17 protein-coding genes are annotated in these 18,124 nt (G+C 63.3%); 6 read left to right on the forward strand and 11 right to left on the reverse strand.

Annotated elements, in window-relative coordinates:
* Positions 1-343: 343 nt before the first annotated feature.
* A complete protein-coding gene (locus JN280_RS18950; RefSeq protein WP_202314278.1) occupies positions 344-3,304 on the forward strand; it encodes a hypothetical protein in 2,961 nt (986 codons plus the stop codon).
* Here the strand turns inward: JN280_RS18950 and JN280_RS18955 are convergent.
* Both JN280_RS18955 and JN280_RS18960 read right to left on the reverse strand, forming a co-directional pair.
* Complete coding sequence (locus JN280_RS18955; protein WP_202314280.1) at positions 3,285-3,515, reverse strand: hypothetical protein; 231 nt, start codon at positions 3,513-3,515, stop codon at positions 3,285-3,287. The two genes, JN280_RS18950 and JN280_RS18955, sit on opposite strands and share 20 nt — an antisense overlap.
* Positions 3,512-5,344, reverse strand: coding sequence for an aminopeptidase P family protein (locus JN280_RS18960; RefSeq protein ID WP_202314281.1), 1,833 nt, complete (start codon positions 5,342-5,344; stop codon positions 3,512-3,514). Before JN280_RS18960 ends, JN280_RS18955 begins: the two co-directional genes overlap by 4 nt.
* 264 nt (positions 5,345-5,608) lie before the next feature.
* Between JN280_RS18960 and JN280_RS18965 the strand changes: the two genes are divergently transcribed.
* Positions 5,609-5,785: a hypothetical protein gene (locus JN280_RS18965; RefSeq protein WP_202314282.1), complete on the forward strand. Its 177-nt coding sequence runs from the start codon at positions 5,609-5,611 to the stop codon at positions 5,783-5,785.
* 45 nt (positions 5,786-5,830) lie between these two features.
* On the opposite strand, the gene JN280_RS18970 is transcribed toward JN280_RS18965, so the two are convergent.
* From JN280_RS18970 to JN280_RS18985, 4 genes are read right to left on the reverse strand one after another with little or no spacing between them, the layout of a single operon-like run.
* Positions 5,831-6,691 (reverse strand): 50S ribosomal protein L11 methyltransferase, encoded by an 861-nt coding sequence (locus tag JN280_RS18970; RefSeq protein WP_202314283.1) that lies wholly within the window; start codon positions 6,689-6,691, stop codon positions 5,831-5,833.
* Between the two features lie 17 nt (positions 6,692-6,708).
* The gene (locus JN280_RS18975; RefSeq protein ID WP_202314284.1) at positions 6,709-7,827 is read right to left on the reverse strand and encodes an FAD-dependent oxidoreductase; all 1,119 of its coding nucleotides are present in this window, start codon (positions 7,825-7,827) and stop codon (positions 6,709-6,711) included.
* Positions 7,828-7,842: 15 nt separating this feature from the next.
* Positions 7,843-8,424 carry an SCO family protein gene (locus JN280_RS18980; RefSeq protein ID WP_202314285.1) on the reverse strand — a complete coding sequence of 194 codons (582 nt, stop codon included), beginning with the start codon at positions 8,422-8,424 and terminating at the stop codon, positions 7,843-7,845.
* Between the two features lie 33 nt (positions 8,425-8,457).
* Positions 8,458-8,619: a hypothetical protein gene (locus JN280_RS18985; RefSeq protein WP_202314286.1), complete on the reverse strand. Its 162-nt coding sequence runs from the start codon at positions 8,617-8,619 to the stop codon at positions 8,458-8,460.
* 129 nt (positions 8,620-8,748) lie between these two features.
* On the opposite strand from JN280_RS18985, the gene JN280_RS18990 reads away from it, so the two are divergent.
* The 4 genes from JN280_RS18990 (at position 8,749) to JN280_RS19005 (ending at position 11,864) form a co-directional block, all read left to right on the forward strand.
* Entirely contained in the window at positions 8,749-9,234 is a 486-nt protein-coding gene (locus JN280_RS18990; protein ID WP_202314287.1) for a CreA family protein, read from the forward strand.
* Between the two features lie 403 nt (positions 9,235-9,637).
* Positions 9,638-10,273, forward strand: coding sequence for a DapH/DapD/GlmU-related protein (locus tag JN280_RS18995; protein ID WP_202314289.1), 636 nt, complete (start codon positions 9,638-9,640; stop codon positions 10,271-10,273).
* 124 nt (positions 10,274-10,397) lie between these two features.
* Positions 10,398-10,799, forward strand: a complete 402-nt coding sequence (locus tag JN280_RS19000; protein WP_202314291.1) for a low affinity iron permease family protein — start codon at positions 10,398-10,400, stop codon at positions 10,797-10,799.
* A gap of 429 nt (positions 10,800-11,228) precedes the next feature.
* Positions 11,229-11,864, forward strand: coding sequence for an HdeD family acid-resistance protein (locus tag JN280_RS19005; RefSeq protein WP_202314293.1), 636 nt, complete (start codon positions 11,229-11,231; stop codon positions 11,862-11,864).
* A gap of 197 nt (positions 11,865-12,061) precedes the next feature.
* On the opposite strand, the gene JN280_RS19010 is transcribed toward JN280_RS19005, so the two are convergent.
* The 5 genes from JN280_RS19010 to JN280_RS19025 form a co-directional block, all read right to left on the reverse strand.
* The gene (locus JN280_RS19010; protein WP_202314295.1) at positions 12,062-12,925 is read right to left on the reverse strand and encodes an SDR family NAD(P)-dependent oxidoreductase; all 864 of its coding nucleotides are present in this window, start codon (positions 12,923-12,925) and stop codon (positions 12,062-12,064) included.
* 310 nt (positions 12,926-13,235) lie between these two features.
* Positions 13,236-13,931 (reverse strand): hypothetical protein, encoded by a 696-nt coding sequence (locus tag JN280_RS19015; RefSeq protein WP_202314297.1) that lies wholly within the window; start codon positions 13,929-13,931, stop codon positions 13,236-13,238.
* A 55-nt stretch (positions 13,932-13,986) separates the two neighbouring features.
* Positions 13,987-14,118 carry an ABC transporter gene (locus JN280_RS39500; protein WP_244743419.1) on the reverse strand — a complete coding sequence of 44 codons (132 nt, stop codon included), beginning with the start codon at positions 14,116-14,118 and terminating at the stop codon, positions 13,987-13,989.
* Between the two features lie 187 nt (positions 14,119-14,305).
* Positions 14,306-14,893 carry a L,D-transpeptidase gene (locus JN280_RS19020; RefSeq protein ID WP_202314299.1) on the reverse strand — a complete coding sequence of 196 codons (588 nt, stop codon included), beginning with the start codon at positions 14,891-14,893 and terminating at the stop codon, positions 14,306-14,308.
* 389 nt (positions 14,894-15,282) lie between these two features.
* A complete protein-coding gene (locus JN280_RS19025; RefSeq protein ID WP_202314301.1) occupies positions 15,283-18,105 on the reverse strand; it encodes a UvrD-helicase domain-containing protein in 2,823 nt (940 codons plus the stop codon).
* Positions 18,106-18,124: the final 19 nt, after the last annotated feature.

An 18,124-nucleotide genomic window follows, 5' to 3' on the forward strand; every position in this document is an offset into this window, starting at 1 on the left:
CGAGAGCCGGTTCCCAGGGGCTGCTATCGGAAATTCAGAAAGAAATCCGATAGAATCCGGACCGTCCAAAAGGTAAAATTTTCATCTAAATTCAAGTTCAGCACCGCGGGCCTGCCTTTAAAGGCCGGATGCTGGCAAGGATTCGAATTTTGTGATATTGTTGTTGAACGGGTAGTTCTGGGGTTTGAGCCATGCGTGCGTCCTTGCTGCTTGCGTTGATACTCGTTTCCTTGGCGTCCCATGTTGGTGGTACTGCGCCGGCATATTCAGCCGGCCCTTGTGATCCAAAGGTCCAGAAATGCTGAGCGACTGAGGCCTTTGCACTCCGCCGCGGGAGGATGCAATGGAAGGAGCCTTCAAGAACGTCTGGCCCAACGGGGTTCCAACGACGCTGTGGAACTTCGACCTGCTCAGGCCCGAGCAACGGCCTCTCCTGCCGTTCATGGGCATCCGGCTCGAATGGGGTTTCATACTGGCCTTCGTTTTCGGGGTCTGTGTCATCGCGTTCTTCGCCAGGCAGCGCTTCCGGCAGCGGACCTTTGACCCATCGTCTTTCGACTACCGGGTGCTTCGCGAACTGGCGCCGCCGCAATTGCGTGGCCCCGGTCCGATGCGACGGGCCTATGCCTACTACGCGGGCACGCTGATCGCGGCCTATTTCGCCATGACGTTCTTCGGCGGGCTGATTCTCAGGGCCGTGGGATCGATACCCATGGCGGGGCTCCAGGTCGAAGTGGACAACGCAGCGCTTCGCAGCGAACAATGGCCTCTGACGCTCGCGCTGGCACTTGCGGGATTTGCGCCGCTTATCAGGCCACTGGAGATCGTCGAGACCTGGCTGAGGCAGAAGGCGCATCAATGGGTCGGCATCCCGGTGAAGATCAGGGACAATACGCGCAGCCTGCTCGCCAAGCTGGAGAGCATGGTCTCGGCACGCGTCTCGGCCGAGGCGGCGCGACTGCCCGCCTGGGCGGAGCGACACATCGAAGCGACCGACCTGGTCAGGCGCGTCATGGTGATCCATGAAGAACTCGAGCTTCTTCTGAAGCTGATCCGGGATGAGAAAGCCTGGCCGGCCGGAAGCGTCCGGGAGGACCTGAAACGCCTCGAAGTGGAGGTGATAGCGGAGGCTGAGGTCGCCTTGCAGGACTTCAGTGAAATACTGGAGACCGATTACGACAAGGCCGGACACGCCCGTGAGCGGGAAAAAACGGAGCGGGAGGACGTTTCGCTTGGCAAGCACCAGCGTCGTTTGGAGACGAAGCTGACGGCGACGATCCAGCAAATGGAACGGCTCAGGGACGAGTTCGCCGCGATCTTCACGATCTACGCTGAAAGAGACAAAGCCTATCAGAACATCCGGGACCGTGATTTCAGCGCGGTGATGCAGCGGACTTTTCCGGATGAAAAGGCACCTCCTGGGCCCGATGTCGGCGTCCTGATGCTGCTGTTTCCGGTATTCCTCATCTATGCCGCGGTCACGGCGGCCGGACTGCACTCGCTGCTGACGGCGGTAGATCGGACGGTTCTGACGGTTCTCGTCACGGCGGGGCTGGAGACGCTGCGGATCGCGGCAATCTTCTGGCTGCCTTTGCTCGCGGTGTTCTTCTGGAGACACTATCTTCAGTCCAAGGATGACTGGCAGCCTATCCGGCTGGCGCGCATGTCGGGTCAATTGATGCGACGAGTGCTGGCGGTCGTGGTGCTCGCGGCTTTCGTCGCCCTGGTGGGGCTGAGCCTGCTCACTCTTCTATGGATGGCGGTGATCGCGGAGAACCCCGCCCATTTCCGCGAATTGCTGTTCGGCGGCAAGCAGCCGGCCATAGCCTATTTTCTCTCACAGGCGGGCGCGGCGGCGTTCTTTACACTGGTCGTCGTCTGCGCGGCCGACAGTGTGGCGGCTAATGCGAGGAACCGGGAGGTGCCGACCCTGCTCTTCGGTGTGATCAGCGCAGTGCTGGTCCTGGCCTGGATGGCCGCGCACCTGGCGTATTGGTCGCCTGTCGCCTGCTCCGAAGACACTGTGTTTCTGCTCGACCTGGTGACCAGCCCCGCGGGCTGTTTCCGGCACTACAATGCCACCGACCTGATTGTCTACGTTGTCATCGCGTTGCTCGCCGCCGGCGTCTTTGTGCGGCCGGCACGGTCCGGCGGCAAGGACGAGACGGTGCCGACGCCAAGCGTCGTGCCCGGTCTGACGGCCAGCGGCCTGGCCGTGATCGCCCTGATGATGGTTTTCGGTTCTTCGGCCTTTGCGCAGCCGGTGGATGCGCAGGCCCCGGAAGGCAGGAAGGTGATCGTGGCCGGCTTTCGCACCGACGCCGAGCCGTTCTCCTATCGTCTTGGTGTCAACGGGGACGGGCAGTTCAAGGGGTATATGGCCCAGCTTTGCTACAAGATATTCGAGGGCAGCGACTACACCGTCGTGTCTGTCCCTGTCGACGCACGGGACCGGTTCGACCGGCTTCGCATATCGAAGGACGACCGACCCTACGATCCGAATCTCGCGGACGACGATCAGAAGGTCGACATCTTCTGCGATCCCGTGACCTTGCGGTTCTCCGACCCCGACACGCGCGCGAATGGGATCTTTTCACCGATCGTCTTTGCCTCAGGGGTCACCTATCTCCTCAGGCGGACCCGCCAGACAGGGAGCGACGCCTATCTTGCCTATGTCGCCGATACGACGGCTTCCGTGGTGGCGCGGTGGGCTTGCCAGATCGACCTGTTCGGCGTCAGGCGCGACGGAGGAAAGGATCAGGACTGCAACGCCCCGGCGAAGAAGACGCTCGACTGCCCGGGGCCTGACGGCACGCCACCGGAAGGGGTGGAACCCGGCTCTGGGCCGAAGTATCGGTTCTGCGTCATGGAAAGTCACTCCGAGCTGATGAAGACGTTCTGCAGGAAGTCACAGTCGCCGCTCGGCTACCAGTTCGCCTATTTCGGCGACCGCGAGATAGTCCTCAGCAAGCTGGCCGCCTGGACACAACAGCACGGTTGCCCGACGTCGGAAATCGAAAAGGAGCACCCCTACGTAACGTATGAACCTTATGCCCTGCTGATCAGCAAGGCCGATCCCGACCTCGTGCAGTTCGTGCAGCGCCGGGTCTTCGAATTCTTCTCTCATCGGAGTGAGGCGCTTAGCCTCTTCACGACCTATTTCCCCGATATGCGGATGTCGCCGGCTGTGGCCAACCTGTTTCTCCTCAATGCCGTTGCCGAAGAGAAGTATTTCCGTTTTTCCCCGCCGGAGGCAGAGGATGCCACCTCGCCGGCCACCGGCATCACGGCCAATGTCGAGTAATGCAACTGGTCTGGATGCCGAGGCGTCCAGGCGGCGCATGCCGACGCATCGATGCGACCTCAATTGCCGGCGCGGCGCATCGGGGGCGCTTGGGCCATGCAGCCACGGTCCAACGGTCGATCTTGTCGATCGTCGGGTATGAGTTGCTCGCGATGATGATCGCATTCACCGCAAACAGGAAGCGATTGCGGAACGCATAGATGCGCCTCATTGATCGATCGGGGCGGTGGCGGCTTCCAGCCATTTCAGCACATCGCCGCCGACCATTGGACCGATCTCGGCCAGAACGCGGGCATGATAGGCATCGAGCCACGCGCGTTCCTCGGAACTGAGCAGGGCCGCCACGATCAGCCGGCGATCGAAAGGCGCCAGTGTCAGGGTCTCGAAGCCGTACATGGCGATGTCGCCGCCTTCGATGGGTTCCGCCGGCGTGACCAGGATGAGATTCTCCATGCGGATGCCGTAGGCGCCTGCCTTGTAATAGCCAGGCTCGTTCGACAGGATCATGCCTTCGAGCAGCTTTTCGGTGCCCGCCTTGGCGATGCGCTGCGGTCCCTCATGCACCGATAGATAGGAGCCGACGCCGTGGCCCGTGCCATGAGCATAGTCGACCCCTGCTTTCCAGTGTGCGATCCTGGCGACGACATCGATGTCGCAGCCACGCGTGCCCTTGGGATAGCGCAGCATCGAAATGCCGATCATGCCTTTCAGCACGATGGTGGCGCGCTCGCGCATCTCGTCGGTCGGCCGGCCGATCGCCACGGTGCGCGTGATGTCGGTGGTGCCATCCTGATACTGGGCGCCCGAATCCAGAAGGAACAGTTCGCCGTCGCCGAGCTTGCGGTTGGTCGCGTGCGAGACACAGTAGTGGATGATCGCGCCATTGGGGCCGGCGCCCGAGATGGTGTCGAAGGAGACGTCGCGCAACGGGCGCTGCGTCTCTTCGCCGGTCTGCCGGCGGGCTTCCTCCAGCCTGGTCACGGCGGTGATCTCGTCGACCGATCCGGTCGGCTGCGCATCGAGCCAGGCCAGGAACTTCACCACCGCCGCGCCGTCGCGACGGTGCGCCGCGCGGGTGCCGGCGATCTCCGCCTCGTTCTTCGTGGCGCGCGGCAGGCGAGCCGGGTCGGCCAGTTGCAGAACCTTGCCGCCGTTTTCCTCCACGAGAGTACGCAGGCGCTCGGCCGCAAGCTTCGGATCGAGCGCGATCCTGGCGCCCTTTGCGGCAAGCGCGGCAATCTCGGCCTCCAGGGTCCCGGGTGCGCGCAGATCGGCAAGCTGGGTCAGATAGGCTTCCGGTTCGATCGGCAGCTTGCGCTTGTCCATGAAGAGGAGATGCGGCCCTTCCGCCGCAATCACCGCGAAACCCAGCGCCAGGGGTGTGTGCGGCACGTCGCTGCCGCGGATGTTGAAGGCCCAGGCGAGCGAGGACGGGTCGGTGAGCACGCAATGGGTCGCGCCCTCCCTGGCGAGCACGCCCGCGAGACGCGCCAGCTTGTCCTTTGCCAGCTCGCCGGCGAATTCGATCGGCTGGATCTCGACCGGCCGAAGCGGTGCCGCCGGCTGGTCGGCCCAGAGTTCATCGATAGGGTTCTTTTCGACCGCCACCATCTCCGCGCCGCTCTTTTCGGCGGCGGCGCGCCAGTCGTGCGCCTCGGAAATCGTGTGCAGCCAGGGATCGAAGCCGATCCTCGCCCCCTTGCCGAGATTGGCCTTGACCCAGGCATCCGGCGGCGTTTCAACCAGATTCACCGGCGTGAACACTGCCGTATCGACCTGGTCGCGGACCTGCAGCGTATAGCGCCCGTCGACGAAGATGAGGGCGCGGTCCATCAGCACCAGCACCACACCGGCGGAGCCGGCAAAACCGGTCAGCCAGCGCAACCGTTCCGAGCGCGGTGGAACATATTCTCCCTGGTACTCGTCGGCGCGTGGCACCACAAAACCGGTAAGGCCCCTCTCGTTCAGCCATTTCCGCAACAGGGCAATATGTTCCGCACCCTTGGACGGATCACTCTCGGACTCGAAACTTTGGAACATCTTTTTGCCACGCATTCCCAAGGCCAATCTATCGGCGACTTTCCCGACCAACGGTAGCCGGCGTGAAGCGGACTGGCAACGCCGCGCTATGGGGTCCAGCCATTACGGTCACGGGAGGACAGTGTTGATTTTGCATTGCAGCATATCGTCTTCGCACACGCAAAAACGAATGGGTGCCATGCGACTTCCGACCTTCTCCGACGGGGGAAGGACGCCTAGCTTCTGGTTGTGGAGGAGTGGGTCACTCGCCAGGGAAACAGAACCATGACCACCTCGAAAAGCTTCTTCCGTAGTGCCTTTTCCGCCTTCATCGCCGCCCGCGAGAAGCAGGCCGACCGCTATGTCGCAGGCGCCCTTCTGATGCTCGACGACGAGACGCTGAAGGCCCACGGCTACAGCCGCGCCGAACTGCGCAAGCGTCCGCATTCGCTGGTGTACTAAGATCGGCCGGAGCGTCGGGTCCGATTTCGGCAGCTGATCCGGCTGTCAGCGTTTGAGATGCAGCGTCACCCAGCCCTCGCGGGGCAGGGTGCGCACATGCCGGAACTTCTGTCCGCAATAGGCGGCGAGCACGGCGTCGCGCTGCCGCTCCAATATGCCGGAGAGAATCAGCGCGCCGCCCGGCGCTGTATGGGCTGCCATTTCGGGTGCCAGCCGCATCAGCGGCCGTGCCAGTATGTTGGCGACGATCAGATCAAAAGGCGCTCGGCGGGCAAAGATCGGGTGGTGGAAGCCGGTCGCGGTCGCGGTTTCAACAAGGGCGGAGACGCCGTTCAGCCTGATATTTTCGGCGGCAACCCTTGTCGCCACCGGGTCGATGTCGGTCGCCAGGATGGGAATGTGCGAGAGCTTTGCCAGCGCGATCGCGAGCACGGCGCTGCCCGTGCCGAGATCGAGCGCGTTGCGCGGTCTCTCGCGCCGTACGACCGTGGTGATCATGTCGAGGCAGCCAGACGTCGTGCCGTGATGGCCGGTGCCGAAAGCGAGTCCCGCCTCGATCTCGATCGCCAGGTCGCCGATCCGGCGTCGGGAACGGTCATGCGCGCCGTGGACGAAGAAGCGTCCAGCCCGAACCGGCTTCAGTCCCTCGAGCGAACGTGCGACCCAGTCGATGTCGGCCAGCGTCTCGCGCGCAAATGCGACATCCCCCACGGCCGTGCGCATGCGCGCCTCGACCTCGTCGGCATCGCCGTCGGTGTAGAGCGAGACTTCGTGCACATCCTCGGCCTCGTCGATCTCGACCAGGGCGAGGGGATAGCCGTCCTCCTCGAAGGCTGCTTCCAGGGCTGCATAGATGCGATCCGCTTCGGCGCGGCTGGAGGCGATGTGAAGGCGGGTTTGCGGCATGAATATCGGTTTCCGGATCAGGCGAGCCAGGGCGGGGATGGCGTATCGAGGCCAAGCGCGCCACGCACGCCTTGGCGGCGCAGCCACGGCAGGCCCCCCAGCATCGGCATCAACACGTTCCTGGCGGCGAGCGCAACAGGATTGCGCATCAATGCCATTCCCGTGTTGCGACGGGTCTCCGCAAGGACACGCCGAACGGCCGGCAGCCTGAGGTCGGAATATTCGGCCTCACGCCCCTCCGAAACCAGCCAGGCCAGCCAGCAGGCGTCTTCGAAGCCGAGATTCATGCCGCGCCCGCCGATCGGCGAATGGATATGGGCGGCATCGCCGCACAGGAAGACACCGGCGCGCGCCATCGGGTCGACATGGCGGAAGGACACGCGGAACTCCGCCTCCCACGGAATCTCCTCGATCCGTGCCGGGTGATGGATGCGATCGCGGAAGTCGGCTAGCGTCGAGACGAACCGCAGCGTTCTGCTATCGACGGGCAACCTGCCCATGACGCCCGGACCATAGAAATGCGCCTCTATGAAGGAAGTGTCGATTTCGTTCGCGTAGCGATAGTCGACGAGGTGGAAGGTTTCGGCGAGGGCATTGCCCGGAAACTCCAGGCCCGCTGCCTTGCGGACCAGCGAATGGGCGCCGTCCGCGCCCACGAGCATGTCGAAACCCACCTCCACGCCCGCCCCGTCGGACAATTTCAGCAGCGCCTTCCGGTTATCGCCCTGGCCCGACAGGCCCTGAAAAGCCGTGCTCCATTCGGGCTTCATGCCGAATTGGGAGAACTGCTCGAGGAGGATACGCTGGGTGCGACCTTGAGGCAGGACGTGCATGCCCTGAAACCTGCCATTGACCTGCGTAGTGTCGACCGTCAGCAGCGCGCGTTCATTCGCGAACATGCGCATCTCTCTGACCTGCACGGCTTCCGCCAGAATGCGCGCGGTGACGCCCGCCGGCTCGAGCAGGTCCAGGCTTCGGACATTGATCGCCAAAGCGCGGCTTTCGGCGATGGGCGGCGGGCCGGGCGCCATGTCGACGATACGGGGGCGATAGCCGCGACGCGTGAATTCGATCGCCGCCGCCAGTCCGACCGGACCGGCTCCGACGATCAGGATCCTGCGCTCCCTGTTCGCCACCGACGTCTTCCGGGCTCAGCCTTCCTTGGCCAGCCGCCTGAGCTTGGCGATGGCGGCGTCGGCACTTTCGCCATAGGCAATGGTGCCGAAGAAATCTCCTGTGCGGCCCAGCAGCAGCACGGACGCCGTGTGATCCATCGTATAGTCTCCGCCCTCCGTCTCCACCTTGCGGGAGTAGATGCCGAAGGACTTGGTCATGGCTGCGATCTCGTCGGGTGATCCCGTGATGCCGACGATCCGGTCGGAGACGTTGCCGACATAAGCATTCATGATTTCGGGCGTGTCGCGCTCCGGGTCGACCGAAACGAAGTAAGCGCGGATGTCCTTGCCGTCGTCGCCGAGCTTCTTCAGCCAGCCGTCGAGTTCGAACAGCGTAGTCGGGCACACTTCAGGGCAATGGGTAAAGCCGAAGAAGACGGCGGAAGGCTGGCCGCCACGGAGGGCCGCCTCGGTGATCGGCTGCCCGCTCTGATCGACCAGCGTAAAGGGGGCGCCGAAGGCCTCGCCGGAGTGCTGGACCCGGTACCACTGGAAGGTCATGAGGCCGACAACGGCCGCCATCACAACGAGAATTCCGACGAGGATAAAGCGCATCATGAAAAGGGTTCCAGGCTGTGGGCGGTCAGGTCGTCAGAAGCACCAGGCCAGCCCGGCCTCTGCCATGGCCATGAACATCGCCGCGCCCTTGTCGAGCCAGGAGGCGAATGCGACCCCAGAAACGGCCGCGAGCACGGCGAGACCGAGACCGATCTTCGTCAGCGACAGCGTGGTTATGCGGGCCTGTGCCTTCATGCCAACAAGATAGCGCGGCAGGCCTGCCTGCAAAAGATGCCAACTTGACGCTGGAATATGCCACCCTGCTTGCAAGGGATAGAAGCTCGCCCCAAGTGAGAGGGCAGAATCATCCCGAAGGAGATATGGATGCGCCGTATTGCCCTTGGCTTTCTCGTCGGCTGCGCGGCCGCCGCCTGGCCTGCCGCGGCCCAGCAGGTCGGCGAGGTGGGCGTCGACTGGCTCGGCAACGACATAATCGTCGAGGCGATCAAGGACCCCGGCGTCGATGGCGTCACATGCCATGTCTCCTATTTCGATCGCGGCGTGATCGACCGGCTGCAGAAGGGCAACTGGTTCGAGGATCCGTCCGACACCGCGATCTCATGCCGGCAGACCGGACCGATCACCATCCACGACATCGCGCTCGGCGAAGAGGGCGAGGAAGTGTTCAAGCAGGGCATCAGCCTGATCTGGAAAAAGCAGGTGGTGAACCGCATATACGACAAGACCAACGACACGCTGATTTACCTGGCGCATTCCCGCCAGGTGCAGGACGGCTCGGCCAAGATGTCGATGTCGACCGTGCCGCTCTACGGCCAGCAGGTCGTCTGGGCGAAGGGCAAGCCCAAGTAAGGCGGCGTCTAAAATTAACCGAATTGCTTCGACCAAAAATCTGGCGAAGGCGGTGCGGTGCTGCCGCCCCTGGCTTGCCCCTCACTGTCCTGCCGGACATCTCTCCCCGCGAGCGGGGAGAGAGAGGCCGGGCGCTCGGATTTCGCCAATCGGAAACCTCGGCGATTGGCAAAAACGTAGACACGATCGGCTCTCTCCCCGCTTGCGGGGGTGAGCACCCGGTTCGCGGAGCGAATTCATCGTGCCAGTGGCACGATGAAAGGCCAGCGAACGCCGGGACGCTGCGAAGCAGCGGGGACCCGGCCGGTCGTCCGGCAGGACAGTGAGGGGCGCAAAGCGAAGCGATTATTTTCCGATGTCTCCTAAGCTTGCGGCGGCGTCGCGGCCGGCGTAAAGCGCCGCCATGACCGCCGATCTCCGCTTCACCGATCCGGAACCGCGCATCCACCCGACCGCCGAGCTGAAATCCTGCCGGCTCGGCCGCTATTCGGCGATCGGCGAGCGCGTTGTGCTGCGCGAGGTGTCGGTCGGCGACTACAGCTATTTCGAGCGGCATGCCGAGGCTATCTACACGACGATCGGCAAGTTCTGCTCCATTGCCGCGAACAGCCGCATCAACGCGCTGGAGCATCCGCTGGAACGGCTGACCACTCACAAGCTGAGCTACCGCCCCAATGAATATTTCCGCTTTCTCGGCGTCGATCAGGGATTTCGGGACAGGCGGCGGGCGAAGAAGGTCTTGATCGGCCATGACGTCTGGATCGGCCATGGCGCGGTGATCCTGCCCGGCGTTACAATCGCCAACGGGGCCGTCATCGGCGCGAATGCGGTCGTCACGCGCGACGTCGGTGCCTATGAGATCGTGGCTGGCATGCCGGCGCAACGCTTGCGGCTTCGTTTCGACCCCGAGGTCGCCGCCCGGATCGATCGGCTCGCCTGGTGGGACTGGCCGTCCGAACGGCTTTTCGAAGCCATTCCCGACATGCAGAACCTGGCGATCGAGGATTTCCTCGACCGTTGGGAGGGCCGCGACGGCTGACGTTCGGATACCGACGGTTTCGCGGGAGGAGCGTCCCTGCGGAACCCGCGAGACCGCAACTGCGTTTCCGGCACGGTTTCAACCATGTCCTCGGCGGCAATCCTCGAGGGTGGCGAGGTCGGCCATGTCTGCGGAAGCGATCTTCACCAAGGCAGCGAACCGGGTCGCACATGCCGCGGGCATGCCGACGACCTTCGTCCTGTGCTGCGGCATCGTCGCCATATGGGCCGTCACCGGGCCGCTGTTCGACTTCTCGGATACCTGGCAGTTGATCATCAACACCGGGACGACGATCGTGACCTTCCTGATGGTGTTCCTCATCCAGAACACCCAGAATCGCGACGGCGCGGCCATCCAGGCCAAGCTGGACGAACTGATCAGGGTGGGCAGGGGCCACGATCAGTTCATCGGCATCGAGCATTTGACCGAGAGCGAAGTCGAGGCGTTTCGCAAGAAATGCGAAGATGCGGCTCGCCGGCATGACGAACGGAAGAAGAAACAGGCCAGGCAGTCGGAAAAGGCGTAATACCAAAGCGCTTCGCACATCCACCGAGCGTGGACGCTGACGCATGCAATGAGTTCGATGCTGCTGCCGCATCCGCCCGCCCTCGGTCGCCGGCGCGGCCCATCGTGGCCGCTTGGTTTCCGCGCCAACGGGCGTGGAACATCCGGTGGCATGCGCAGACCCTTCAAGCAGGTTTTGGCAGCCAGTCGGCGCAGGAAGTCGCATGTCTCCCGACAAGGCGAACGAGGGGCATTCCACCGTTCAAGGTGTGGCGACGAATTCGATCAACCGCTTCGCTCCGAGTGACAGCGCACATGCGGCGAGTGCGCTGTCACACATTTCGGCTATTGCAAAGAAGGCATCACAGTAATCATTATCCCCGATCGAAGTCTTGAAGTCGGGGGACTGCAGAGTCTTCATACCAGCGACAATTGAGAGAGGAGGTTCGTCATGGCGACAAATCCAATGGCTGGGGCCACAGGCAACAGGTTGGCTGACATGGGCGTAAGATGGGGCTGGTTGCTGGCCCTTGGCATTCTCATGGTAGTGCTGGGTGTCATCGGGCTTGGCATGACCTACCAGCTGACCCTTGTGGCAATGTTCTGGCTGGGTGCTTTCGCGATCATTGGCGGGATTGCGCAGGTGCTGGACGGGTTCCATCACAGGGAATGGAAGAGTGTCGCGTGGCACGTGATCATCGGAATCATCTACGTGGCGGCTGGCATCCTGCTGATCGTCACGCCGGTCGCTTCCGCATTCTGGCTGACACTTTTCCTTGCCGTTTCACTGGTCGTAACAGGCATCATTCGTATCGTGATGGCGTTTCAGGTTCGTGGGCACGGAAGCGCGTGGATTGCGGTCTTGTTGTCGGGGTTGGTCTCCATCGTTCTCGGCTTCGTGATCTATGGAACGGTTGTCCCGCCGGGCGCGGAAGCACTCGCCACGCCAGAAGGCCAACTGGAGTGGGTCCGGTCATGGGGCTGGGTCATTGGTCTCTTCGTCGCGATCGAACTGATCATGGAAGGTGCTGCGTTGATTGCGATCGCGCTGGGGGTCAAAGGCGCACAGGAAGCACCAAGGAGCTAGAGCCATATCCGACCGGATGTGAAACCCACCCCGTTTCCTCGAGGCGAGGCGATTCGGCAGGAGAGGCGCGCAGCTCGACGGGGTTCGATCGGCCAGGCGGTTTGTCAAGGAAGGCGGTGCCCAGCTTACCCGGGCATCGGCCCACTGTGATCGTGCTTTGGAGGCGCCGATAGTCAGCCGACCTTCTGCTCCGTCGGCTATTTCTTCTTCAGATAGTCAGCGAAAGCCTGGCTGTAATCCGGATGCCAGCGTGACAGCGCGGGACGGTTCTCGATGATGTCGCCGATCGCCCAGGCCATGCGCCGCTCGTCGGTTGAGCGGTCGGTTTCGTTGTCGGGGCACAATATGTAGAAGTCGTTGCGGGCGAGGCTCGTCAGCATGAAACTCACAACCTGATCGGGCGTCCACGCCCCGGCCGGCTTTTGTCTAGCGCCCGTGGTCATGCCGGTGAAGGTGAAGCCGGGGATCAGAAGGTGTGCGGCGACCTTCGAGCCTGGCTCGTTGCGCAATGCATGGGCGAGGCCTTCCGTGTAGGTCCGCACCGCCGATTTCGAGACGTTGTAGGCGAGATTGCCCGGCGGCGTGGTTATTCCCTGCTTCGAGCCGGTGTTGACGATGAGGCCGGGCTTGCCGCTTGACAGCATGCCGGGCGCGAAGGCCTGCACGCCGTGGACGACGCCCCAGAAATTGATCTCGACCAGTGCCTTCCAGTCCTCGAGGTTCTCCCAGGGCTTGCCGGGATTGCTGCCGACACCGGCATTGTTCATCACGAAGGAGACGTCGCCGAACTGGGTATTCGCCTGGTCGGCGAGGCGATCGAGATCCTCGGGCCTGGAGACGTCGCAAGGTATTGCGATGACGTCCTCGGGGCCGCCCAAAGCTATTGCCACCAATTCCGCCAAAGCGCTGTGAAGAACCGGGCTTTCCCGGTCTGCTATGACGACACGCAAGCCCATGCTCGCGAATTTGCGGGCCACGGCAAAGCCGATGCCGCTCGCCGCGCCGGTGATCACGGCGACATTGCCATAGGCGAGGGCAGGGATGGCAGATTCCGGGGTCATTTCAAAGCCTCCAGCTTGCCCCTGATATAGCGATTGTGGCGGCTGGTGGCGACCGGTGCTTTAAGAGGATGGGACGGTCTACAGGTTGTACCAGCGGGCATGGGTGCTGAGGCATCCACCTTACCTCAATCGCCGGCGTGGCCCCTCCGGGCTGCTCGACTTGGCGCCAACAGGCTGCGCCCGGTCGCGCGCTCAATCGGTCGATTTTATCGAATGCAGAACGTCGCGCGAAGAAAAATTCGCGCGACGTTCCAGGTTCCTGATTAGCGCATGCCGTTTCCCGCAACCGCTGCACTTTCGGAAGGCATGCTTAGCCTGGCGGGCCGGTGGTGCCAATCGCATTCGGCCCGCCATTCATCTTGCGAAGCTTCGTCATGAAGTCTTGTGGCATGAGATAGATGCTGGGTGTCTTATACCCCATGGAGCGTGCGATACTCGCAACGAAAGCGTTGCAGTTGTAGACTCCCGCGTGCCAGAAGTGCGACCGCCCCTGGATCTTTCGGATCTTTGCGACCGCAGTATTGTATTCGCGCTCGGTCAACATGACACGCCAGTATGCCGACCTGTATTCGTCTTCCAGATCGCCGTCGCTCCAGCCGGTTTCGGCCGGAACGGGGATGATGTGACCCAGCATATAGGGGATCACGCTATCCGAGGCGGGATGGAGCCCGGCGACTTCCGGATTGATCATCTTGCCGGAAGGGCTCATTCGGCCGAACACCACATAGGAATGGCCATAGCTGAGGGCATATCGAGAGCGGAACTCGATGAAGTAGCGATTGCCCTTGCCTTTGGACGAAGCAGCCACGAGTTGATGCCGCGGCCCGCTTTCTGGCCGCAGCAATGTTTTCGCGCCGCGGTCGGACAGACCTGGCGTCGCCGAGGCTGACCCCCCGCCCATCTGGCACGCGCCGATTGCCAGCGAGAACAAAGCCGTCAAGAACAGACGACAACTTGCCACCGTTACCCCATCTCTGAACTCCGATTTCTGAACTGCGAGGAACACAAATCGTGGTCAGGCATCAGCCACGGCCCTCCGTCGTGCCGGCCGAAGATCGATCCTACTTGATCACGGGCTCTGCCGGCGCTGCGACGGGCGGCGGGGCCTTCCCTTTGCCCTTGCCGATTCCCGCGCAACCTCCAAGGCTGGCGACGGCTACCGAGGTAAATACAGCGACCAGAATTCTAATCATCGCGCAATCCTTTCCCCTGATGGTGAAACAGATTATCGAAGCTGCGATTCTACAATAGCGCGAAACGCTCCGAAGGCAAATTATATATAAAACATGGTTAATTCCAGAAATATTTCGGCAATACTACATATCGGCGGCGATGCGCCTGATGCGCACCGGCCGCCGCCGCGGCGAATACAATGCCCCCCTAAATTATCAACACTCTCGTGCCCACCGGCGTGCGGCCGTAGAGGTGAACGATGTCGTCATTCGTCAAGCGGACGCAGCCGCTCGACACCGCGTGGCCAATTGTCCATGGTTCGTTCGTGCCGTGCAGCCGGAACATGGTGTCGCGGCCGCCGCGATAAAGATAAAGGGCGCGAGCGCCGAGCGGGTTGTTCAGGCCGCCGGGTACGCCGCCCGCATATTTCACCAGGCGCGGCTTTCGCCTCATCATATTGGCGGTTGGCGTCCAGGAGGGCCACTCCGCCTTGCGCCCGATGGATGCGGTGCCCTTGAGGGTACGGCCTTGCTCGCCGACGCCTACTCCGTAGCGTGTCGCCGATCCGCGCCCCTCAACGTGGTAGAGGTAGTATTCCGACGTGTCGATCACGATCGTTCCGGCCGGCTCGCTTCCCGAATAGGGCACGCGCCGCCTGCGGTAGCGAGGATCCGGTCCGCGTTTTGGTGCGTATGCGGACAGCAATGGCGCCTGCTGCAATACCGTGCAGCCACCCATCATCAGGGCCAGGCCGGTGAGAATCAGCCCGCGGCGCGTGATCTTGCCATTGCTCATGCCTGCCTGCCCAGAAGTCAGCCAGCATAAAGGTTCTTCTTCTTAACATTCGAAAGCCCGCGGGCCAAGTCCCTGAGAATCAAGCCGCTTCGTGTGTTCGCACGTCACTCGCCTGGACTGACCCGGTGATTGCCGAGTCCTACGGCAATGTCGCGAAATCAGCCGCCAATAGCCACCGATGGAACCGATTCATCGGGTCGACTCCGGCACCTGGGTGCCTCCTCAGTATCGCCATTCCTGACGTCGTGTGTGAGCGGATACGCCGCCGACCATGGAGGGTCGTGTCCCACCGAGCATGTAGGTCGGCCGTAGCGCAGCAGGGTTCCGGCTCAACGAGCACCCGCCGTTCCGAGGATCGGCGGGCGCGGTACGTCGCCGTCGGAAACTGGTCAAACCCCCTTCACAAACCCGTCGAGCACTTTCTTCTGGCCGGCCTTGTCGAAGTCGATGGTGAGCTTGTTGCCGTCGATCGAAGCGACGTTGCCATTGCCGAACTTCTGGTGGAAGACGCGGTCGCCGACCTTGAACGGGGAGGGGGTGTCGGCGACCGATTTCGCCACCAACTCGCCCTCGATGGTGCGGCCCTTCACCGAGCCGCGGCCGGCGCCGTAGCCGGAATCGACCTCGCCATAGCCGATGCGCTCGACCTGATGGCCGGAGCGCGTGCCCCAGTTGCGGTCGGTCGCCTCGGTGCGGTTCTGCTGGGCGCGCTGCCAGCCCGGGGTCGCATAGCTGTTCGAGAAGGCGCCGCCGCCGACATTGTCGAAGCGCGATGCGCCATAGGGGTTCTGCCGGCCGCCGCCATGGCGCCCGCCGTCTCCATAACCGATACCGTAGCCCCCATAGGAGCTTCCGGTCTCGGCCACTTCGACATGGGCTTCCGGCAATTCGTCGAGGAAGCGCGATGGGATGGTCGATTGCCAGAGCCCGTGGATGCGGCGGTTGGAGACAAACCAGATATGCAGGTTCTTCTTGGCGCGGGTGACGCCGACATAGGCCAGCCGACGTTCTTCCTCCAGCCCCGAGCGGCCGCCCTCGTCGAGCGCCCGCTGATGCGGGAAGAGCCCTTCCTCCCAGCCGGGAAGGAAGACCGTCTCGAATTCGAGACCCTTGGCCGAATGGAGCGTCATGATGGAGACGGCGTCGAGTTCCTCGTTCTGCTCGGCGTCCATGACCAGTGCCACATGCTCCAGGAAGGAGCGCAGCGATTCATATTCCTCCATGGAGCGGATGAGCTCCTTGAGGTTCTCCAGCCGGCCTGGGGCCTCCGCCGAGCGGTCGTTCTTCCACATGTCGGTGTAGCCGGACTCCTCCAGGATCGTCTCGGCGAGCTCGGTATGCGGGGTGGTGTCGAGCCGGTCGCGCCAGCGGGCGAAGTTCGCGGCGACCTCACGCAGCGCCGCGCGCGGCTTCGGCTTCAGCTCGTCGCTTTCGGCAAGCTTCCCCGCGGCCTCCAGCATCGGCACGCCGAGCATGCGGGCGGTGTCGTGGATCTGGCGGATGGTCGCTTCGCCCAGGCCACGTTTCGGCACGTTGACGATACGCTCGAAGGCGAGATCATCAGCCGGCTGTGCGACCACCCGGAAGAAGGCCATCGCATCGCGGATCTCCAGCCGCTCGTAGAAGCGCGGGCCGCCGATCACGCGGTAGTTGAGGCCGAGCGTCACGAAACGGTCCTCGAACTCGCGCATCTGGAAGGAGGCGCGCACCAGGATCGCCATGTCGTTCAACGGGTGCTCGTCGCGCTGGAGACGTTCGATCTCCTCACCCACGGCGCGGGCCTCTTCTTCCGAATCCCAGGCGGCGTGGACCACCACCCTGGCGTCGTCGGGGTCGGCGCGCTCGGTGAAGAGCGTCTTGCCGAGACGGCCTTCATTGTGGGCGATGAGATGGGAAGCGGCCCCGAGGATATGGGCGGTCGAGCGGTAATTGCGCTCCAGCCGGATGACGGTGGCGCCCGGGAAATCCTTCTCGAAACGCAGTATGTTGTCGACCTCGGCGCCGCGCCAGCCATAGATGGACTGATCGTCGTCGCCGACGCAGCAGATGTTGATCTTGTTTTCGCTCACGGGCCGTTCCGCGCCTGACGGCGCTGGCCCTCCGCCGGGGCCTCGCATGAGCTCGGGCGGCCCGTTGGCCGCTGCTCGGCCTGCGGCGGAGTGGGTTTCGCTCACGGGCCGTTCCGCGCCTGACGGCGCTGGCCCTCCGCGGGGGCCTCGCATGAGCTCGGGCGGCCCGTTGGCCGCTGCTCGGCCTGCGGCGGAGTGGGTTTCGCTCACGAGCCGTTCCGCGCCTGACGGCGCTGGCCCGGCCGCTTGTTCAGGGCTTGCACGGCTGCGCTGGGTTCCGGGACGCTGCGCCAGGAGCCGGAGCCACATATATTGCGCCGTGTTGGTGTCCTGATACTCGTCGACCAGGATGTAGCGGAACTTTCTATGGTACTCCTTCAGCACGTCGGGGTGCTGGCGGAAGACGCGGATCGGGTGGCACAGGAGGTCGCCGAAGTCGCAGGCGTTCAGCGTCTGCAGGCGGTCCTGATAGGCCTTGAAGAGCTCGCGCCCCTTGCCGTTGGCGAAGGCCCTGGCGTCGCCTTCGGGAATGTCGGCCGGTCCGTAGCCCTTGTTCTTCCAGCCGTCGACCATCTGGGCGAAGGTGCGCGCCGGCCAGCGCTTGTCATCGAGGCCTTCGGCCTGGATCAACTGCTTCATCAGCCGGATCTGGTCGTCGGTGTCGAGGATGGTGAAGTCCGAGCGCAGGCCGGCAAGCTCGGCATGGCGGCGCAAGAGCTTCACGCCGATCGAGTGGAAGGTGCCCAGCCAGGGCATGCCTTCGATGGCCGTGCCGACCAGCAGGCCTATCCGCTCCTTCATCTCGCGGGCGGCCTTGTTGGTGAAGGTGACGGCCAGGATCTGCGAGGGAAAGGCCTTGCCGGTGGCGAGGATGTGGGCGATGCGGGTGGTGAGCACCCGCGTCTTGCCCGTGCCGGCGCCGGCCAAAACGAGAACCGGCCCTTCGGTCGTCTCGACGGCCAGCCGCTGCTCCGGATTGAGGCCTTTCAGATAGTCCGGCATGCCGCCTTGACGGGCGGCCATTGCGCGGGCGGCGATGCCGCTTCCCTGCGGGCGTGGTGGCGCGGGCGCGTGCGAAGGTTCGCCGCGCGGCGGAGGTGCCTCCTCGTCGAAGAAGGGCAGATCGTCCGGAAAGCCTGACATGCCCCCGAATGTAGTGATT

It is taken from the genome of Mesorhizobium sp. L-8-10 (assembly GCF_016756635.1).
Classification (GTDB): domain Bacteria; phylum Pseudomonadota; class Alphaproteobacteria; order Rhizobiales; family Rhizobiaceae.